22 protein-coding genes are annotated in these 18,854 nt (G+C 53.9%); 7 read left to right on the forward strand and 15 right to left on the reverse strand.

Annotation, left to right across the window (positions count from 1 at the left end; genetic code table 11):
* Nucleotides 1-28: 28 nt before the first annotated feature.
* Nucleotides 29-409, reverse strand: a complete 381-nt coding sequence (locus VF709_RS22055) for a winged helix-turn-helix transcriptional regulator (RefSeq protein ID WP_028027891.1) — start codon at nt 407-409, stop codon at nt 29-31.
* An 89-nt stretch (nt 410-498) separates the two neighbouring features.
* On the opposite strand from VF709_RS22055, the gene VF709_RS22060 reads away from it, so the two are divergent.
* Nucleotides 499-1,347, forward strand: coding sequence for an SDR family oxidoreductase (locus tag VF709_RS22060; RefSeq protein WP_038418541.1), 849 nt, complete (start codon nt 499-501; stop codon nt 1,345-1,347).
* A 214-nt stretch (nt 1,348-1,561) separates the two neighbouring features.
* Here the strand turns inward: VF709_RS22060 and VF709_RS22065 are convergent, their stop codons facing one another.
* Nucleotides 1,562-3,460, reverse strand: a complete 1,899-nt coding sequence (locus tag VF709_RS22065; RefSeq protein ID WP_038418540.1) for a beta-ketoacyl synthase — start codon at nt 3,458-3,460, stop codon at nt 1,562-1,564.
* Nucleotides 3,461-3,637: 177 nt separating this feature from the next.
* Between VF709_RS22065 and VF709_RS22070 the strand changes: the two genes are divergently transcribed.
* The 3 genes from VF709_RS22070 to VF709_RS22080 all read left to right on the forward strand — a co-directional run bounded on the left by VF709_RS22070 (nt 3,638) and on the right by VF709_RS22080 (nt 6,596).
* Nucleotides 3,638-4,681 carry a GlxA family transcriptional regulator gene (locus tag VF709_RS22070; protein WP_038418539.1) on the forward strand — a complete coding sequence of 348 codons (1,044 nt, stop codon included), beginning with the start codon at nt 3,638-3,640 and terminating at the stop codon, nt 4,679-4,681.
* 49 nt (nt 4,682-4,730) lie between these two features.
* On the forward strand, nt 4,731-5,555 hold the full coding sequence (locus VF709_RS22075; protein ID WP_013095315.1) for an AraC family transcriptional regulator: 825 nt from the start codon (nt 4,731-4,733) through the stop codon (nt 5,553-5,555).
* Between the two features lie 75 nt (nt 5,556-5,630).
* Nucleotides 5,631-6,596: a DMT family transporter gene (locus tag VF709_RS22080; RefSeq protein WP_023619710.1), complete on the forward strand. Its 966-nt coding sequence runs from the start codon at nt 5,631-5,633 to the stop codon at nt 6,594-6,596.
* Nucleotides 6,597-6,658: 62 nt separating this feature from the next.
* Here VF709_RS22080 and VF709_RS22085 read toward each other — a convergent pair whose 3' ends face one another.
* A complete protein-coding gene (locus tag VF709_RS22085; RefSeq protein WP_020684395.1) occupies nt 6,659-8,308 on the reverse strand; it encodes a methyl-accepting chemotaxis protein in 1,650 nt (549 codons plus the stop codon).
* 244 nt (nt 8,309-8,552) lie between these two features.
* Here VF709_RS22085 and ytfE point away from each other — a divergent pair, with 244 nt between their 5' ends.
* Nucleotides 8,553-9,215: an iron-sulfur cluster repair protein YtfE gene (ytfE, locus tag VF709_RS22090; RefSeq protein ID WP_038418538.1), complete on the forward strand. Its 663-nt coding sequence runs from the start codon at nt 8,553-8,555 to the stop codon at nt 9,213-9,215.
* Between the two features lie 95 nt (nt 9,216-9,310).
* Here the strand turns inward: ytfE and cycA are convergent, their stop codons facing one another.
* Both cycA and fklB read right to left on the reverse strand, forming a co-directional pair.
* Entirely contained in the window at nt 9,311-10,720 is a 1,410-nt protein-coding gene (cycA, locus tag VF709_RS22095) for a D-serine/D-alanine/glycine transporter (RefSeq protein WP_038418537.1), read from the reverse strand.
* 311 nt (nt 10,721-11,031) lie between these two features.
* Entirely contained in the window at nt 11,032-11,652 is a 621-nt protein-coding gene (fklB, locus tag VF709_RS22100; protein WP_008502892.1) for an FKBP-type peptidyl-prolyl cis-trans isomerase, read from the reverse strand.
* A gap of 233 nt (nt 11,653-11,885) precedes the next feature.
* On the opposite strand from fklB, the gene VF709_RS22105 reads away from it, so the two are divergent.
* A complete protein-coding gene (locus tag VF709_RS22105; protein ID WP_023619713.1) occupies nt 11,886-12,530 on the forward strand; it encodes an OapA family protein in 645 nt (214 codons plus the stop codon).
* A gap of 46 nt (nt 12,531-12,576) precedes the next feature.
* Here VF709_RS22105 and VF709_RS22110 read toward each other — a convergent pair whose 3' ends face one another.
* The 5 genes from VF709_RS22110 to rpsF all read right to left on the reverse strand — a co-directional run bounded on the left by VF709_RS22110 (nt 12,577) and on the right by rpsF (nt 15,097).
* Complete coding sequence (locus VF709_RS22110) at nt 12,577-13,506, reverse strand: DMT family transporter (protein ID WP_013095309.1); 930 nt, start codon at nt 13,504-13,506, stop codon at nt 12,577-12,579.
* 151 nt (nt 13,507-13,657) lie between these two features.
* Nucleotides 13,658-14,107 (reverse strand): 50S ribosomal protein L9, encoded by a 450-nt coding sequence (gene rplI / locus VF709_RS22115; RefSeq protein WP_008502894.1) that lies wholly within the window; start codon nt 14,105-14,107, stop codon nt 13,658-13,660.
* 41 nt (nt 14,108-14,148) lie between these two features.
* Nucleotides 14,149-14,376 (reverse strand): 30S ribosomal protein S18, encoded by a 228-nt coding sequence (rpsR, locus tag VF709_RS22120; protein ID WP_000135199.1) that lies wholly within the window; start codon nt 14,374-14,376, stop codon nt 14,149-14,151.
* 4 nt (nt 14,377-14,380) lie between these two features.
* Complete coding sequence (gene priB / locus VF709_RS22125) at nt 14,381-14,695, reverse strand: primosomal replication protein N (RefSeq protein ID WP_008502895.1); 315 nt, start codon at nt 14,693-14,695, stop codon at nt 14,381-14,383.
* A 6-nt stretch (nt 14,696-14,701) separates the two neighbouring features.
* Nucleotides 14,702-15,097, reverse strand: a complete 396-nt coding sequence (rpsF, locus tag VF709_RS22130) for a 30S ribosomal protein S6 (protein WP_003856034.1) — start codon at nt 15,095-15,097, stop codon at nt 14,702-14,704.
* Between the two features lie 343 nt (nt 15,098-15,440).
* Here rpsF and yjfY point away from each other — a divergent pair, with 343 nt between their 5' ends.
* Nucleotides 15,441-15,716: a DUF1471 family protein YjfY gene (gene yjfY, locus VF709_RS22135; protein WP_038418536.1), complete on the forward strand. Its 276-nt coding sequence runs from the start codon at nt 15,441-15,443 to the stop codon at nt 15,714-15,716.
* A 140-nt stretch (nt 15,717-15,856) separates the two neighbouring features.
* On the opposite strand, the gene VF709_RS22140 is transcribed toward yjfY, so the two are convergent.
* Genes VF709_RS22140 through ulaB form a run of 5 tightly spaced genes read right to left on the reverse strand, consistent with a single transcriptional unit; the run spans nt 15,857 to nt 18,852 of the window.
* On the reverse strand, nt 15,857-16,543 hold the full coding sequence (locus VF709_RS22140; RefSeq protein ID WP_013095307.1) for an L-ribulose-5-phosphate 4-epimerase: 687 nt from the start codon (nt 16,541-16,543) through the stop codon (nt 15,857-15,859).
* A complete protein-coding gene (locus tag VF709_RS22145; RefSeq protein ID WP_038418535.1) occupies nt 16,536-17,396 on the reverse strand; it encodes an L-ribulose-5-phosphate 3-epimerase in 861 nt (286 codons plus the stop codon). Before VF709_RS22145 ends, VF709_RS22140 begins: the two co-directional genes overlap by 8 nt.
* 9 nt (nt 17,397-17,405) lie before the next feature.
* Nucleotides 17,406-18,056, reverse strand: a complete 651-nt coding sequence (gene ulaD / locus VF709_RS22150; RefSeq protein ID WP_013095305.1) for a 3-keto-L-gulonate-6-phosphate decarboxylase UlaD — start codon at nt 18,054-18,056, stop codon at nt 17,406-17,408.
* A gap of 13 nt (nt 18,057-18,069) precedes the next feature.
* Entirely contained in the window at nt 18,070-18,537 is a 468-nt protein-coding gene (gene ulaC / locus VF709_RS22155; protein ID WP_013095304.1) for a PTS ascorbate transporter subunit IIA, read from the reverse strand.
* Nucleotides 18,538-18,546: 9 nt separating this feature from the next.
* Nucleotides 18,547-18,852, reverse strand: a complete 306-nt coding sequence (ulaB, locus tag VF709_RS22160) for a PTS ascorbate transporter subunit IIB (protein WP_004109091.1) — start codon at nt 18,850-18,852, stop codon at nt 18,547-18,549.
* Nucleotides 18,853-18,854 lie beyond the last annotated feature (2 nt).

Raw genomic sequence — 18,854 nt, forward strand, 5'->3', positions numbered from 1 at the left:
GGGGCATCAGACCGCACATTCCCGGGTTTTACGCTGCCCGCTCATCCCGGTTCGCCATTACTTTTGGCGTATTCACCTCTATCCAGTCCGCCAGCGCGGCCACTTTCTCGCTCACCTCTACGCCAAGCGGCGTCAGGCTATACTCAACGTGCGGCGGTACAACAGGATACGAAACGCGATCGACAAAACCGTCATGCTCCAGTGCCTGCAGCGACTGGGCCAGCATCTTCTCGCTCACGCCGCCCATTTTACGGCGCAGATCGCTGAAGCGATGCGTTCCCTCACGTAGCGCCACCAGGATCAGAACCCCCCAGCGGCTGGTGACATGTTTGAGCACCTCTCTGGACGGGCACTGCTCCGCGAAGAGGTTACCATCGCGCATTTGTTCGCTGAGTGTCGGTATCGTCATTTAATACTTACCTTTTTGTACGTACTTACTAAAAGTTAGTTATGGTGCTAGTGTGCCACAACACCAGACAAACACGAAGGAGATTGATCATGATCGCGATTACCGGCGCTACCGGCCAGCTTGGCCGCCTCGTTATCGAACAGCTGTTAAAAACCGTCCCGGCAAACCAGATTGTCGCCATTGTGCGTAACCCGGCGAAAGCGGAAGCCCTGAGCCAGCAGGGTATTGTGGTTCGTCAGGGCAATTACACCGACCAGGCCGCGTTGACCACAGCGCTGAAGGGTGTGAAGAAACTTCTGCTGATCTCATCCAGCGAAGTGGGTCAGCGCGCCACGCAGCACCAGAACGTCATCAACGCTGCCAAAGCGGCTGGCGTGACATTTATCGCCTACACCAGCCTGCTACATGCAGATAACTCACCGCTGGGCCTGCACGTTGAGCATGTTGCTACGGAAAAAGCGCTGGCAACATCCGGCATTCCTTATGCCCTGCTGCGCAACGGCTGGTATACCGAAAACTACCTGGCGAGCGCGCCGCCTGCGCTGGAACACGGCGTGTTTATCGGTGCCGCAGGTGAAGGCAAAATCGCCTCAGCCACCCGTGCGGATTACGCGGCGGCGGCGGCAAAAGTGGTTTCGGAAGAGGGCCACGCTGGCAAGGTCTATGAACTGGCAGGCGACAGCGCGTGGACGCTGAGCGATCTGGCGGCTGAACTGAGCAAGCAGAGCGGTAAACCGGTAGTTTATCAGAACATGAGCGAAGCGGATTTCGCCGCTGCGCTGAAGAGTGTCGGCCTGCCTGCCGGGTTGGCGGATATGCTGGCGGACTCTGATGTGGGCGCATCTAAAGGCGGACTCTTTGACGATAGCCATACGCTGAGCAAACTGATTGGGCGAGCAACCACGTCACTGGCTGAAAGCGTTAAAACCATTTTGTAACGGGAAGACTATTATTACGGATGGCGGGGTAAAATAAAAAGCGGAATACCTCGCCACCGACTCGATTAGGGCTTAAAGAGCACAGCTCAATCTATTCTTTTGCGAAAGAGAGTCGCTATAAAGCACTCAATCCTGCCGCTGACATAGTATTCAAATTAATTTGCGCCTGTATAAATGTGACTCCTGTTAACCCCGCTTACGTCGCAGGTAGAAATTAAAAATCGCTATATTCTTTTTTCCTCGCAAACGAAATAGGCTTTTCAAAGCCGGGAATAGTGATGCCATTCATATCAATATTGATATCGTCTTCATTTATCCCCTGCTGCCCAAACAGATAAATAACGTTTAATTCGCCGTGAGAGGCAGCTTCATCGTAAGCACGGGCCTGTCGTTGCACCTGGCGGTTACGCTGCTGATAATCTGCAAAGGCCGGTTCGCCATAGCGTTTGCGCAACCATTGTTGAGTAAGCTTCGGCGAGTAAACCACCCCCGTGGCATTATTACCGCCGAAGCCTTTTGAATTAATAAACGCAATTTGCCCCTGTTCATCCTCTAATTTGCAGTCCTTAACAGGGATGTGTAAACGCGCGTTATTCACCTGTGGCGCGATGTGCGACACACTTTTAATGCCCGGTAAAATGCCATAGCGGAAGACACCGAGACAGCTTATCAACTGGTCCCCGCTGGCAGGCCCCAGGGAGTGTCCCAGGTAAGATTTCACCGCCGTCACCGGCCAGTCGTGAATCGAAAAGGCTTGCGCAACACGGTCAAAAATATCCGCTTCCGAGACACAATTTTTCGGCGTGCTTGAACCATGGGCCTGGATAAACGATCCCTTTTGCACCGTCTCCAGTCCAACCATCGACACTGCAGAGGCGACAGCTTTCGCCATAGTGATGTAATTCCCCGGCCCCGGTGAAGCAATCGAACGCTTATAGCCATCAGCATTGATAAAGATGTTTCCCACAGAACCGTGAATCTCTGCGCCGAGCTGCATCGCCAGTTTGTCGTCCATCAACACGATATACTGACTGGACTCGGCGATCACAAACCCACAGCTGTTGCCAAACGGACGGCTGCTGTTGCGCCAGTCGGCCGTCTCCGTCTGATCGATATGCCTGAGTTTACTCTCTGTCGCCAGCGCGCCCATGGCATCAAAACCTTCAATCACCTCTGACGTAACCGGTGCTTCTGCGCTGCCTACCACGGCCACGCGAATGCGCCCTGCTTTTATGTCTTCGACGGCCGCGTTCAGGTTATAAAGAAACGTGGCGCATGCTCCCAGCGTGGCGCTGGTGTGGCCCACGCTACCCAGCACATAGGCATTGAGAAAATCAGCGCACATGCTGTTCAGGCCCAGCGGACACTGCTTGGCGCTGACGCGATGGCCCTTGAGACGCGACTGCAACATTCCGCCAAAGCCATACTCGTCGAGCTGTCCCATAATATTGCCCGAGTAGATACCCAGCTGATCCGGCGAAATTTTCGCCTGTATATCCCGCCACGGGATCCCCAAAGCGTTGATCGCATCTGACGCCCCGACAACGGCCATTTGCAACGCCCGCGGGTGAAACTGTGAATTGTAATAGTCACCCGGCCGGAATCCTTGTGGTAGCAAACCTGCGGCCTGAACTTCCGTGCGCAACAGCGTCTCAATTCTACAGTCCATATCACCCCGGACGGTAATGCGCACGCGCTGATCCGTTAATTCCTCAGCATGCCATCCCTGCGGTAAGGGTTGAGGTAATTGTCTGGAAGAGATATTAAAACTAAAACCGTTTTTGTCCGAAGCCATATTCAATTTTGCATGACTAACGATGGCATCAACATCAAAATAATCGTCCGTGATTTTTCTGATAAGGGATCCTTCAAGCGCCTCGTTCTTTATCGTCGCGGCAGCCTGATCGGGTGTGAATCTTTTACCGGAAATGTCACAATATCCGCCTTCATCATATTTAAGAAGGCCCATCAGGATGGCGAGCGATAATAACGTCTGCTGCCGTTCCTCTTCGGATAATGACTCTATAACCATTCGGCGAAATGCATGATGTGAAGAACTACGACCAGCCGGACCATAGCCACCAAATGCTGTTATTACGGGTAATTTCACCATAATCCATCCTGTATTGGTCGTGAATTTATTTTGTTATCAAGCTAAGACAATTTACAGATATTAGTTTACAAATCGCCAACAAAAGCTAATATGAAAATCCAGCCAAAATGCTGACTTTTTTGGCCAGGTTAAAGATGAGCTACCAAAAATAATAGTCAAAACAGGTATTAATCAAAAATGACAAATACACAAATAGGATTTGTGTTATGCGAACGCATGCTAAGTTCCGGCCTCAGTCTACCGATTGAAATGTGGAAATCAGCGGCCAGTAGCTATTTAGCTGAGCAAAAAACAAACGCCAACACAGATACGTCCCCGGCAAAGCGATCGCGTTTCAGGCTCTGTCGACCGGAAAGCATTTTGAAGGTCAATACCATCGGCATAAACAGTTTGCCGATCCGCACGCACAGTGGCTTCAGTATTACTGCCGACACCACACTTGCCGACGACAGACACTACGATGTTATTTATATTCCGGCCCTGTGGCGCAACCCTCGCGCGGTAGTCAGACAACAGCCTGAGCTGCTGGCGTGGCTTTCTGAGCAGGCCGCACGAGGCACCCGCATCGCTGCCGTCGGAACCGGCTGTTGTTTTCTGGCGGAATCAGGGTTGCTTAACGGGAAACCCGCCACCACCCACTGGCACTACTTCCGGCAATTCTCACGCGATTACCCCAGCGTTAAATTACAAACTAAACATTTTCTCACCCAGGCCGAAAATATTTACTGCGCCGCCAGCGTTAAGGCCTTGTCAGATCTGACAATTCATTTTATTGAAACGATATATGGAAAACGGGTAGCCACACATACTCAACGGACATTTTTCCATGAAATTCGTAGCCAGTTTGATCGTCAGTGCTACAGCGAAGAAAACAAACCCCATCCCGATGAAGATATTGTACAAATTCAGACCTGGATTAAAGCCAACTGCGCCTCAGATATATCAATGCAAAATCTTGCCGATATGGCTGGCATGAGTTTGCGCAACTTTAATCGTCGTTTTAAAAACGCCACTGACATGTCCCCTTTGCAATATTTATTAACCGCCAGAATTGAGTTAGCCATGAATATGTTGCAATCAACCAACCTGTGTATTCAGGAGATCGCCAACGCGGTTGGGTATCAGGATATTGCGCACTTTAATCGCCAGTTTAAACATAAAACCACGGTTTCACCGGGGGATTACCGTAAGACCGTTCGCGCAAAGATGTTTAGTGCATAATCCCGGATCATCTCTGATAATCACAAGATAGCCCCCGAGGAGAATCAGTGTGCAAGGCGTACCGGAACAATTTAGCGATGAGAGAGACAGCGCGCGCTTTCGCCATCTGGCGCAGTTGCCGGGTCTGGAACTTTATCACGCGCATATCGCTGACTACGCCTTTGAGCCTCACACTCATGAAGCCTTCGGCATCGGCACCATCGAAACCGGTGCCGAGCGCTTTCGCTATCGCGGTACCCAGCACCTGGCCGCTGAAAAATCCGTTGTCACCATGAACCCGGACGAGATCCACACCGGTGAATCGGCCACCGAAGGCGGCTGGCGCTACCGGATGGTTTACATCGAACCCGCTTTACTGGAAGAGGTGACTGGCCTGCGCCACTGGTGGTTCAGCGACGTGACCCGCCACGACCCGCTGCGTTCGCAGCAAATCGGCCAGCTGATCTACGGCCTGTGGCATACCCAGGACCCGCTTGCGCAAAAAGGACTGCTGCTAGATCTGATTGAGACCTTCCAGCCGTTGGCCCATCACGCCCCAATAATTAAGGAAGGCGCGCACCGGTTCGAACGGGTACGCGAATATCTGCACGACAACTACATGCACGCCGTGACGCTGGACGAGTTGGCCAACGTGGTTTCTCTCAGCCCATACCATTTTCAGCGCCAGTTTAAAGCCCATTTCCACGTCACGCCGCACCAGATGCTGATGGCTATTCGCCTGTGGCGCGCCAAAGGCTTCCTTACGCACGGTATGCCCGCCGCCGAAGTGGCCGCCGCGACCGGGCTGACCGACCAGTCGCATTTAACCCGCGCGTTTACCCGCCGCTACGGGATTACGCCTGTCCGCTACCAGAAACAAGTTATCGGGCGCTGATGCGCAATCTCATACAATACGCGCGCAATCCCCCCTTCTACACTGAGTACAAAGTCAATTGATGTGGATGGAATAATGATTAGTGGCGTGTTGTATGCCCTGCTGGCAGGGCTGATGTGGGGGCTGATTTTTGTCGGCCCGCTGATTGTGCCCGAGTATCCGGCGGCCCTGCAGTCAACCGGACGCTATCTGGCGCTGGGGCTGATTGCCCTGCCGCTGGCCTGGCTCGGTCGTACGCGTTTACGTCAGCTCAACCGCCAGGACTGGATGACCGCGCTGGCGCTGACCATGATGGGCAACCTTATCTATTACGTCTGCCTGGCGAGCGCCATTCAGCGTACCGGCGCGCCGGTATCGACCATGATTATCGGCACGCTGCCTGTCGTTATCCCCGTCTTTGCGAACCTGCTGTACAGCCAGCGCGATGGCAAACTGGCATGGTCAAAAATGGTGCCCGCGCTGATCTGCACGGGCGTCGGGCTGGTCTGTGTGAATATTGCCGAGCTTCGCCACGGGCTCGCTGATTTCAGCGTCTGGCGTTACGGTTCGGGGATCGGTTTAGCATTTATTTCCGTCGCCTGCTGGGCCTGGTATGCCCTGCGTAATGCGCGATGGTTGCGGGAGAACCCGGATAAACATCCGATGATGTGGGCAACGGCACAGGCGCTGGTAACGCTGCCGGTCTCGCTGGTGGGCTATGCCGGGGCGTGCTTATGGTCTGCGCAGCAACAGCCAGACTTCGCCCTGCCCTTCGGACCGCGGCCATGGGTCTTTGTCGGGCTGATGATCGCTATCGCTGTGCTCTGTTCCTGGGTGGGCGCGCTGTGCTGGAATATCGCCAGCCAGAAACTGCCAACGGTGATCTTAGGGCCGCTGATTGTCTTCGAAACGCTGGCCGGGTTGCTGTACACCTTCCTGATGCGCCAGAGCGTACCGCCGCTGTTAACGGCCTGTGGAATAGTGCTGCTGGTGATGGGGGTAGTGATGGCGGTAAGAGCTAAGCCGGAAAAACCGATGGTCGTTCCGGCGTCGGAGATGTGAGGCGTTTGCAGGGCCTGCAAAAACGTAGGCCCGGTCAGGCGTAGCCGCCTCCGGGCAAGCTTTTAAAACGTTTCCCAGTTGGCTTCAGACGCAGAAGCAACGGGCTGCGTTTTTGGCGCATAGGTTTTCGCCGGAGCCGCCTTCACTGCCTGGCTGCGGGCAATTTTAAACACCGCCACCGCGTCGTTCAGGCGTGCCGCCTGGTCTTCCAGCGCGGCCGCTGCGGCAGCAGACTCTTCCACCAGCGAGGCGTTCTGTTGGGTAACCCGATCCATCTCTGCCACCGCCTGGCCCACCTGGTCGATCCCGCGGCTCTGCTCATCAGACGCAGAGGCAATTTCACCCATAATGTCGGTGACGCGAGTAACAGCGTTAACAATCTCCGCCATAGTGGCCCCGGCTTCGTTCACCAGTTGCGAGCCTGCGTTAACTCGCTCACCAGAGTCATCAATCAGCGCTTTAATCTCTTTCGCCGCCTGGGCGCTGCGCTGAGCGAGCGTACGCACTTCTCCGGCTACCACCGCAAAGCCACGCCCCTGCTCACCTGCGCGCGCCGCTTCAACTGCCGCGTTAAGAGCCAGGATGTTCGTCTGGAAGGCAATGCCGTCAATGACATTGGTAATTTGCGCAATTTTGCTGGAACTGGTGGCGATTTCGTCCATGGTGCGCACCACGCCTTCTACAACGTTACCGCCCTTCTTCGCCGTTGAAGAGGCATCAAGCGCCAGACGGGAAGCCTGACGGGCATTGTCGGCGTTTTGTTTCACCGTTGCCGTCAGCTGCTCCATGCTGGCAGCCGTCTCTTCCAGCGAGGCAGCCTGCTGCTCGGTACGGGAAGAGAGATCGTTACTGCCCGCAGAGATTTCCCCCGCACCGGTGTAAATGGTATCCGCACCTTCACGAACCACGCCCACGGTGTTTGCCAGCGCGGTTTGCATCTCCTGGACGTTTTGCGCCAGCACGGCCATCTCGTTTTTACCCTCTGCATGGATCGGCTGGGTTAAATCACCGGCGGCAATGGCGCGGATATGGCTTATCACATCCTGCAGCGGCAACAGCAGCACGCGGCGCATGGCAATCCAGCTGGAGATAATCACGATAATCACCAGCAGCATAACCGCAGAGAGGATCCACAGGATACGCTTGTAATCACTTTCGTTATCTTTGATCCCTTTATCCGTAAGCACGGCCTGGGCTTCACGCCATTCCCGGTAAACGTTTTGCATCGCGGTCTGTTTCTGCTCTGCATTCTGCTTGAACATCTCTTCCAGATTGCCCTGAGAGAGCAAAACGTTCATTTGGGTCAGCGTCGCGGAGTAATTGCGGTACTGCTCTTCCAGGCGATTTGCCAGGTTGGGATCCAGCCCTGGGGTATTCGGCAAAGCATAGTATTTGTCGTAATGAGACTGGGCATTGGCCAGCAGGTTTTTCGCCGTGTTTACCAGCTCATTGAGCTGTCCGCCGTTAATCTGCGAGGCCATGCTGCTTTGCAGACGCAGCATGCCGCGGTTCAGGGTGACGCGCGCCTGGTTCAGGCTGATCCATGCATCGGTAAACTCCGCCACGTTCTTGCTGGATAGCTGCGACACGGTGAAATTGTCTTTATCGTTATTCAGCGCGTTGATAAAGATACCGGCGGAAACGAGTTGCATGATGCCGAGCACAAGCAGCACCGAAATCAAAAGGGTAATGACTTTTATACGTTTAAACATGCGTTGCCTTTGTAATATGCAGGTTTGTCTGACGTGGATATATCGGCAGGCGCGGCGGGTTGTTTACTGTTTCTCCACGTTAAAAAAGTTTCTAAAGTTATTTTCTGCATTCATTCAGTGAGTTAAACACGCTAATTTTTTGTGACTTACATCTCATTTTCACCCTTGCCTCTAAAGGGTTATAGCGCCGCCTTAAAGATGCATTTAATATGCATCTTATATTCTTGATGATGAGGTAACTGCTATGGCCTTCCGCGACCAACCCCTCGGCGAGCTGGCGCTCTCCATCCCTCGCGCTTCTGCGCTGTTTCGTAAATACGACATGGATTACTGCTGCGGCGGTAAGCAAACCCTGGCACGTGCGGCCTCGCGCAAAGAGCTGGATGTAAAGGTTATTGAAGCGGAGCTGGCTCTGCTGGCAGAGCAACCCATCGACAAAGAGTGGCGCACGGCCCCGCTTGCCGAAATCATCGACCACATTATCGTGCGTTACCACGATCGCCACCGCGAACAACTGCCGGAGCTGATCCTGCAGGCCACCAAAGTGGAGCGCGTTCATGCCGACAAGCCTTCCGTGCCGCGCGGCCTGGCGAAATACCTGACCATGCTGCATGAAGAACTCACCAGCCACATGATGAAAGAAGAGCAGATCCTCTTCCCGATGATTAAACAGGGAATGGGCAGCCAGGCGATGGGGCCAATTAGCGTGATGGAAAGCGAACATGACGACGCGGGTGAACTGCTGGAAGTCATCAAACACACGACCAATAACGTCACGCCGCCGCCAGAAGCCTGCACCACATGGAAAGCGATGTACAACGGCATTAACGAGATGATCGATGACCTGATGGAACACATCAGTCTTGAGAATAACGTTCTGTTCCCGCGTGCATTAGCGGGTGAATAAAAAGGCCAATGAAGCCTGATGCCCTCACCCCGGCCCTCTCCCACGGGGAGAGGGTGCAAAAACTAAAAACGGCAACCGAAGTTGCCGTTTTGCTTTTACCTTACGCCTGCCATTCGTTTCTTACCGATAAACATCCAGCCCAGCCCCAGGGCGATGAACCACAGCGGCGTGACGATCAGCGCCTGACGGGTGTCATCTTCCAGCGTCAGCAGAACCAGAACGAACGCGAAGAACGCCATGCACACCCAGCACATCAGCTTGCCCAGCGGCATCTTATAGATCGATTTCTCATGCAGATGCGGACGCTGTTTACGATACACCAGGTACGAACAGAGGATGATCGTCCAGACGAACATAAACAGGATCGCCGAAACGGTGGTGATCATGGTGAACGCACCGATAACGCTCGGGTTCACGTAGAGCATTACCACCCCACCCAACAGGCACATGCAGGAGAACGTCAGCCCTTTCGCCGGAACAGCACGCTTAGAGAGCTTCGCGAACGCGCTCGGCGCAACGCCTTCCTGCGCCAGGCCAAACAGCATGCGGCTGGTTGAGAACACACCGCTGTTCGCCGATGACGCTGCAGATGTCAGCACCACGAAGTTAATCAGGCTCGCTGCCGCAGGCAGTCCCACCAGCACGAACAGTTCAACGAATGGGCTCTTGCTTGGCACAACCGAGCTCCACGGCGTCACGGACATAATAATGATCAACGCAAAGACGTAGAACATGATGATACGAACCGGAATGGAGTTGATTGCACGCGGCAGGGATTTTTCCGGGTCTTTGGTTTCCGCAGCGGTGGTTCCGACAAGCTCAATCCCCACAAAGGCAAACACTGCAATCTGGAAGCCGGCAAAGAAGCCGCTGATGCCTTTCGGGAACCAGCCGCCGTCATTCCACAGATGGGTAAACGAAGCCTGTACGCCGGTTGGCGACTGGAAGTGCGTCAGCACCATTACCAGGCCCACCACAATCAGCGCCACAATAGCGACAATCTTGATCATCGCGAACCAGAACTCCATCTCACCGAACATCTTAACGGTGGCGAGGTTGAGGCTCAGCAGCAGAATAATCACCGCCAGCGAGGCGACCCAGTCCGACAGCCCCGGGAACCAGAACTGCGCATAGGCAGTAATGGCGACGACATCCGCCATGCCGGTTACGACCCAGCAGAACCAGTAGGTCCAGCCGGTGAAATAACCCGCCCAGGGACCGAGCAGGTCGGAAGCAAAATCACTGAAAGATTTGTATTCGAGGTTGGAGAGCAGCAATTCACCCATTGCACGCATCACAAAAAAGAGCATAAAACCGATGATCATATAAACAAAAATGATCGACGGCCCGGCAAGACTGATGGTTTTGCCTGAGCCCATAAACAGCCCGGTACCGATGGCACCCCCGATGGCGATAAGCTGAATATGACGGTTTGTGAGATTGCGCCGTAGCGACTGTTCAGACGTCGCCTCTTCTGTCGCGGCGACTTTGACCTGATCTACCATGTAATTTTCCTGTTTATGCCTGTCTGTGTTGTTAAGGCTCTTCTGGCCTTTAAAAACGTCAAATAAATGACGGTCCCTTTGTAAGGGTTTATCGATATTAGGTAAGAATCGGCGGGATGAATACTATGATTTAGATATTATGTTAATAATATGTTGGAAGTGAGTGTCATATCACTCATACAGCGCGAAACAGCTCACAAAAATACACGCAACAGTTTCGTTTGCAAGATAAAATATTGATTCCGACGTAACTATAGGTTTTAACACTATTTTCCTCTCCCCGGACGGAGAGAGGAAATAAGAAAAGCCGATTACAGGATTTCCAGCAGCTCGACTTCAAACACCAGGGTGCTGAATGGTGGGATGGATGCGCCAGCGCCACGCTCACCGTACGCCAGGTTGTGTGGGATAGTCAGTTCCCATTTGGAGCCGACTGGCATCAGGGTCAGAGCCTCAATCCAGCCTGCGATAACGCCGTTAACCGGGAATTCAGCCGGTTCGCCGCGTGCAACAGAGCTGTCGAACACGGTACCGTCGATCAGCTTACCGGTGTAGTGCACGCGAACGTGGTCAGTGCGTGCCGGGATAGCGCCGTCGCCCTGGTTGATCACGCGGAACTGCAGGCCAGACTCGGTGCTGTTCACGCCTTCACGCTCACGGTTCTCTTCCAGATATTTCACGCCTTCTGCCGCCATCTCTTCGAAGCGCGCGCGACGCACAGCGTCCGCACGTTCGTGGATTTCACGCAGCGCACGGTGCACAACATCAACCGGAACGGCTGGCTGTTTGCCTTCCAGCGCGTCAGCGATACCCGCCACCAGCGCTTCTGGTAACAGACCTTCCAGGCCGGATTCGCTCAGTTGCTGTCCTACCTGCAGGCCGATACCGTAACTTGCCTGCGCTTCGATAGTGTCAAAAGTCGGGGTGGTCATGGGTTTTCCTTCCATCACATTTAAAGTAGCGGGCAGCATAGCAGCCATGCCCTTATGGGTAAAACTTTGTCTGAAGTTAAGGTGACAAACTGCGACGAAACAGAAACAATAGAGGTAACCAGGATTAATCCCGAATGGATGTCACGGATGTCGGGTTTGCTACGCCGTTCAGGCAGTTAGCGAACTATACTTCGGAGCACAGGATAAAAAAGACGCGGAGCAGGAGGAGAGCCATGCCCGGGCGATTTGAACTGAAACCTACCCTGGCGAAAATCTGGCATGCGCCGGACAATTTTCGCATTATGGACCCGCTACCTCCTCTGCATCGCAGAGGGATTATCATAGGCGCGCTGCTGGTGATCGTCGGTTTCCTGCTCCCTTCTGGCGGCGATGATGTCGATACCGCACCGGTTACCCGCAATGCGCAACTGGATCTTCAGTCGCAAACGCGCCCGCAGCCTGACACGCAACCCATGCAGACACAGCTTGTGACGCCGTCTAACGATCCGGGACAGGTTGCACCGGTTGAGCCAGAGCCTATTCAGGAAGAACAGCCGCAGGAGCAGGCCGCAGCCCCGTCTGAACCGCAGACGCAGCAGCCAACCGGCATTGAGCAGCAATGGCGTTCCTACCGCGTGGAGGCGGGCAAAACGCTTGCTCAGCTGTTCCGCGACCATAACCTGCCGCCAACCGATGTCTATGCGATGGCTCAGGTTGAAGGTGCGGGCAAGCCGCTCAGTAACCTGCAGAACGGCCAGATGGTGCAGATCCGCCAGAATGCCAGCGGCGTGGTCACCGGGCTAACGATTGATACGGGTAATGGCCAACAGGTGCTGTTTACCCGCCAGCCAGACGGCAGTTTTATCAGAGCACGGTAATGGCGTAGGCCGGGTAAGGCAAAGCCGCCACCCGGCACTTTTGTTCTCAGGCACTCCGTTTATTCACCCACCAGATCCCCGAGCAGACCAGCACCAGCGCAATCGCGTATTTAATCTCAAGGATGTTTTCGCCAAGGAAAATAGCGGACAGTACCGTCCCGGCGACGGGAATCACAAAGTTGAACGGGGCAATCATACTGACGCGGTTCACTTTCAGTAGCGCGCTCCACAGGGCGAAGGCGACGGATGAGAGCAATGTCAGATACCCTAATACCGCCACCGCGGTAAGGCTATGCACCTCCAGCGTCCCGCCCGTGGCATATCCCCCTGCCACCAGCGCAAGACCACCAATGCCCAGCTGCCAGCCGGTCATCACCGTGGGATCAACCGTCTGGGAAATCCGTTTGCCGTAAAGCGTGGCGGCGGAGAGGATGAACGCCGCCAGCACCACAAACCCGTCACCATTCCAGACAAAGCGGAAATCACGAATACCACTGTGGAAATTCACCAGCATCACCCCTGCAAACCCCAGAATACAGCCCAGCGTTTTGTTATAGCTGAGCTTGTCGTTGTGGTAGATAAAATGCGCCAGCAGTACGCTGAAGAAGGTGCCGGTGGCGTTCATGATCGAGCCATTAACGCCCGTGGTGTATGCCAGCCCGATATAAAAGAAGGTGTACTGAATGGTGGTCTGCGTCAGTCCCAGGATAGTAAGCTGGCCAAACTGCGTGGGCGTGAGCCTGGCGATGGGTTTACGCTGTGCCAGCGCAAACAGCAGCAGCAGTGCTCCGGCAAACAGAAAACGGTATCCGGCAAAGACGACTTTTGACGGAATATCATCGGTTGCGATCTGAAAGAGTTCATAGCCACTTTTAATGGCCGGGTAAGAGCTACCCCAGAGCAGACAGCAGAGTGTGGCGCAGGCGTAGGCCACATTGCGACGGGCAAAGACAGGCGTAGACAGAGCGGTTTCCATGGCAAATCTCAAAGATAAAATTGCGTTTCATTTTATTATCAGAGAATGCGTCAGGAATCGCGACCATACAAGCTAAAAGAGAGGTTCGTCAGGTTTTAAAAAGCAAAACGCCGGCACAAGGCCGGCGCTTCGACGCGAGCAGAGTAAAAAATTACTCAGCTACAACGTTAACAACCAGTTTAGCGAACACTTCGCTGTGAACCTGGAAGTCAACTTCGTGCTCACCAGTGGTACGCAGGACGCCGTTCGGCAGACGAACTTCGCTCTTAGCCACTTTAACGCCTGCTGCAGAAACTGCATCAGCGATATCGCGGGTACCGATGGAACCGAACAGTTTACCTTCGTCGCCAGCTTTGGAAGCGATGGTAACAGTGCCCAGTGCGTTGATTGCTTCAGCGCGAGCGTTAGCAGCCGCCAGAACGTCAGCCAGTTTGGCTTCCAGTTCAGCACGACGTGCTTCGAAAAACTCTACGTTTTTCTTGGTAGCAGGAACAGCTTTGCCCTGTGGAACCAGGAAGTTACGAGCGTAGCCCGCTTTAACGTTTACCTGATCACCCAGGCTGCCCAGGTTTGCTACTTTATCAAGCAGAATAACTTGCATTACCTTATCCTCTTAAAGTCGTATTAATGGACCGTGCCCGATTACTGATGACGATCAGTGTACGGCAGCAGAGACAGGTAGCGAGCGCGTTTGATAGCGCGAGCCAGCTGACGCTGGTATTTTGCACGAGTACCGGTGATACGGCTTGGGACAATCTTACCGCTTTCGGTGATGTAGTTTTTCAGCGTTGCGATATCTTTATAGTCGATCTCTTGAACGCCTTCCGCGGTGAAACGGCAGAACTTGCGACGACGGAAATAACGTGCCATATGGCTAGTCTCCAGAATCTATCAAATCAATCTGCTCGGCATGCAGAACCATTTTGCTCAGACCGTTCTTTGCCTTGTGGCAAGAGATGAACCCCTGAACGATTACTGCACTACCGACCGTTAAACTGTGAGTAATGGCCTGGTTTTCGTGTCCGCTAATGATAACGGGCATTTGGCACCACGCCTGCCGGTGAAACCCGGCTTCCTCTTGCACAGAACGATGCTCAAGCACGAACTGGCAATGCGGAATTCCTGATGGACTGACCTTTCGAAGGGGAGCCCTGCATACGATGCCGGACAACGCCAGACGGTTGGTCATCAGAAATTACTCTTCAGAATCCCCAGCATCAGAATCATCTGCGGTTTCGTTTGCGAAATCATCGCGACGCTCACGGCGCTCGTCTTTCGCTTTAACCATCGGAGATGCTTCGGTAACTGCGTGTTTGGTACGCATAACCATGCTGCGGATAACGGCATCGTTGAAGCGGAAGGTAGTTTCCAGCTCATCGATCACTTCCTGCGGAGCTTCAACGTTCATCAGAACGTAGTGTGCTTTGTGCAGTTTGTTGATCGGGTAAGCCAGCTGACGGCGGCCCCAGTCTTCCAGACGGTGGATCGTACCTTCTGCACCAGTGATGGCAGCAGAGTAACGCTCGATCATACCCGGAACCTGTTCGCTCTGGTCAGGATGGACCATAAAAACGATTTCGTAATGACGCATCGAATTGCTCCTTACGGATTATTCAGCCTCCTGTCTGGGTCAGCCGAGGCCCGGGGAGGCAAGGAACGTGTTAAAGGTCGGCTGAAAAATTGACGCGTCATAATACTTGCGCCCCCCAGGAAACTCAAGCTGATTGCACAAATAATTCGCACAAACCGCAAAGCTGGTCTAAGTGGGTGATTTAAAATTAACCACATCAGGAAGCGTTGTTTTTTTGAACAACTGCATCAGAAATGGTCACGCATCCTCGCCGGATAAGTGATTACACTTTAATCAGAGACCATATAAATACCGGAGGGGAGCAAACAACCGTCTCACAGCACCCAGTCGTGGAGCGCATATCATGAAAAAAATCGCAATTGCCGTAATGGCTGCGCTTTTGCTCAGTGCAAACGCGATGGCAGCCATCAAGATAGACGGCCGACAGGCCAGAAACATGGATGATGTGCAGAGCTTAGGCGTTATTTACATCAATCACCATTTCGCCACAGAGAGCGAAGCAGATCAGGCGCTTAATAAAGAAACCGATGCTCAGGGGGCAAATTACTACCACGTTATTCTGATGCGTGAGCCCGGCAGCAACGGCAACATGCACGCCAGTGCAGATATTTACCGATAACGCTTTGACGCTAGCACCAGGAAAGCCAACAAAAAGAATATAGCCATCGTTTTACTTGCCCCCTGCCCGGGGGCTTTTTTTTATGAATGGCTCTGAAATACCACCGGTTACAACTGTTTTCGGTATTCCAGAGCACTTATTCACTTCTGCCCGTAATAGGCGTTTGGACCGTGCTTGCGCATGAAATGCTTGTTCATCAGGTAATCATCAATGCCCTGAAGCTGTGGGTTGATGCCGCGAGCGATCCACGCCATACGTGCCACCTCCTCCATGACTACCGCGTTATGGACAGCGTCATGCGCATCTTTTCCCCAGGCGAACGGACCGTGCTGATAGACCACAATGCCCGGCGTATGCAGCGGTTCGCTCTCACCCAGCGTTTCGATAATGACGTTGCCGGTGTTGAGCTCGTACTCGCCTTCCACTTCTGTCTGCGTGAGTGCCCGCGTGCACGGAATGTCACCAAAGAAGTAATCCGCATGCGTGGTTCCCAGAGCCGGAATGGCCCGCCCCGCCTGTGCCCAGGCTGTGGCATGCGTAGAGTGCGTATGCACTACGCCGCCCAGAGAAGGGTAACGCCGGTAGAGCGCCAGATGGGTGGCTGTATCTGAAGAAGGGCGCCATTTGCCGTCGACAACGTTACCCTCAAGATCAACCACCACCATATCGTCAGGGCTCATAGCGTCATATGCCACGCCGCTAGGCTTAATCACCACGAGTCCCTGCTCTCGGTCGATAGCACTGACGTTTCCCCAGGTGAAGGTCACCAGCCCATAGCGCGGGAGATCCATATTAGCGTCAAAGACCTGCTGCTTAAGCTTAAGCATATTCAGCCTCCAGTAAGCCGGCCCGTGCCATACGTTCCCGTACCCAGCCGCGAGCGTTAGCCACTTCACCTGCCGGGTCATCTGACGTTTCGCTCCACATCTCAATCAGGTAAGGTCCGCAATACCCCGCCTGTTTGAGCGTCTGGAAGCACCGTTCGAAATCCACCACCCCGGTGCCGAACGGAACGTTTTTGAATACCCCAGGACGCGTATCTTTGACATGAACCGCGACGATATGGCCCATCCCCGCCAGCAGTTCCATCTGTACGTCGTTATCCCACGCCGACAGGTTACCGATATCAGGATAGAGCTGGAACCACGGATTGTTCAGGTAATGCGCGTAGCCCAGCGCCTTGCTGATCGAGTTCATTAACGGATAGTCCATGATCTCCATCGCCAGCGTCACCTGCGCGCGGCTAGCCATCTCAACGCTCTCTTTCAGGCCATCACGAAAACGACGACGCGTTTCGTCATTGGCTTCCTGATAGTAAACGTCATACCCGGCAAGCTGTATCACGCGAATACCCACATCCTGCGCAAAACGAATGGCTTTACGCATGATCTCCAGCCCCTGCACGCGCACCGTATCATCTTCACTGCCAAGCGGAAAACGACGGTGGGCACTGAGGCACATGGACGGCACGCGTACGCCCGTTTCGGCGACCGCACTCACCAGCGCCAGACGCTGCTCCTGGCTCCAGTCGAGGCGAGAAAGACGTTCATCGGTCTCATCCACGGACATTTCGACAAAATCGAAGCCCAACTGTTTCGCCAGTTTCAGCCGCTCCAGCCAGCACTCCCCCGCAGGGAGTGCCTTTTCATAGATGCCAAGCGGGACCTGTTTAGACAACATACCCGCTCCTTAGCCCCAAAGCTGAGCGATTGAACGTTTGAACTGACGTGCCGCTTCCACCGGAGACGCGGCATCACGAATGCTGCGACCCGCGATAAAGACGTGAATAGGGATACCTTTAAACAGCGGCAGATCTTCCAGTGCCAGGCCACCGGTAACGGTCACTTTAAAGCCCATGTCAGCAAGACGTTTAATGGCGCTGATATCCGCGTCTCCCCACGCCACGCCGGCGGCCTGCGCATCACGGCTGCGGTGATAAACGACCTGCTGAATGCCAGCATCGCGCCACGCCTGGGCCTGTTCCCAGGTCCAGAAACCGGTCAGTTCAATCTGCACATCGCCGTTGAACTCTTTCGCCACATCCAGCGCGCCTTTCGCGGTGTTGATATCTGCACAGCAGATCACAGTGACCCAGTCGGCATTGGCTTCAAAACACATGCGGGAGAGAATTTTGCCTGCATCGGCAATCTTGGCATCGGCCAGCACGATTTTATGCGGGTAGAGCGCTTTCAGATCGCGAACGGCGCGCACGCCTTCGCCTACGCACAGAATGGTGCCAACTTCGATAATATCCACCTCTTCCGCAATCAAGCGGGTGGTTTCATACGCATCGGACAGAGTCTGGTTATCCAGCGCAACCTGCAACATTGGTAATGACATTTTCAATTCCTTCTTAAACTGCCGCCGCTGTGGCGTTATCAATTAAATCCAGCACTTCCTGCTCAGTGCGGCAGGCGCGTAAACGATCAAAATTCGCTTCGTCATCAAACAGGTTAACGATCTGCATGATGCCAACCTCCTGATGGGTATTGGCATCGACGGCCGCCATGGTGATCAGGATGTCGACCGGGTCGTTATCTTCATGGTTAAACACCAAAGGCGTTTTCAGCGTTACCAGCGCGAAGCCGGTTTTCTTCACGCCCTCTTCCGGGCGACCGTGCGGCATTGCAAGGCCTGGCGCGATGACAAAATAAGGACCATGCTGCGCCACACCATCAAGAATGGCCTGGTAATACCGCGGCTCGACAACATCAGCCTTAACCAGCAGGTCCACGCTCAGCTTGACCGCCTCCTGCCAGGTGCTGGCCTCGGCCTGTAAAAGGATGGAGTTATTCTCTGCCAGCGAATCACGTAGTTTCATGTGACGTCCTTACTTCACGTCCTGGGGGAAGTGCGCTTTGATCACTTCCAGCAGTTTTGGGCCGAAATCCGCAGGGGAGAGCATATTGCGTACCCCCACGACATACTTGTTGCCAGAAACGCTAATTTCACCGGCGATATGGGTAGACGCGATGATGATATCGGCGCCGTTCAGTTCACTTTTGTATTCACCCACCGCGCAGCTGTTCACCGTGTGGTCAATGTTTGACTGGGTTAAAAACTGGTCCACTTTCATCTTCATGATCATGGAGCTACCTTGCCCATTGCCACACACAGCCAGGATACGTACGGTCATAA

Origin of the sequence: Enterobacter sp. Lyrl_3, from assembly GCF_051948675.1 — a bacterium.
GTDB classification, from domain to species: Bacteria; Pseudomonadota; Gammaproteobacteria; order Enterobacterales; family Enterobacteriaceae; genus Enterobacter; species Enterobacter cloacae.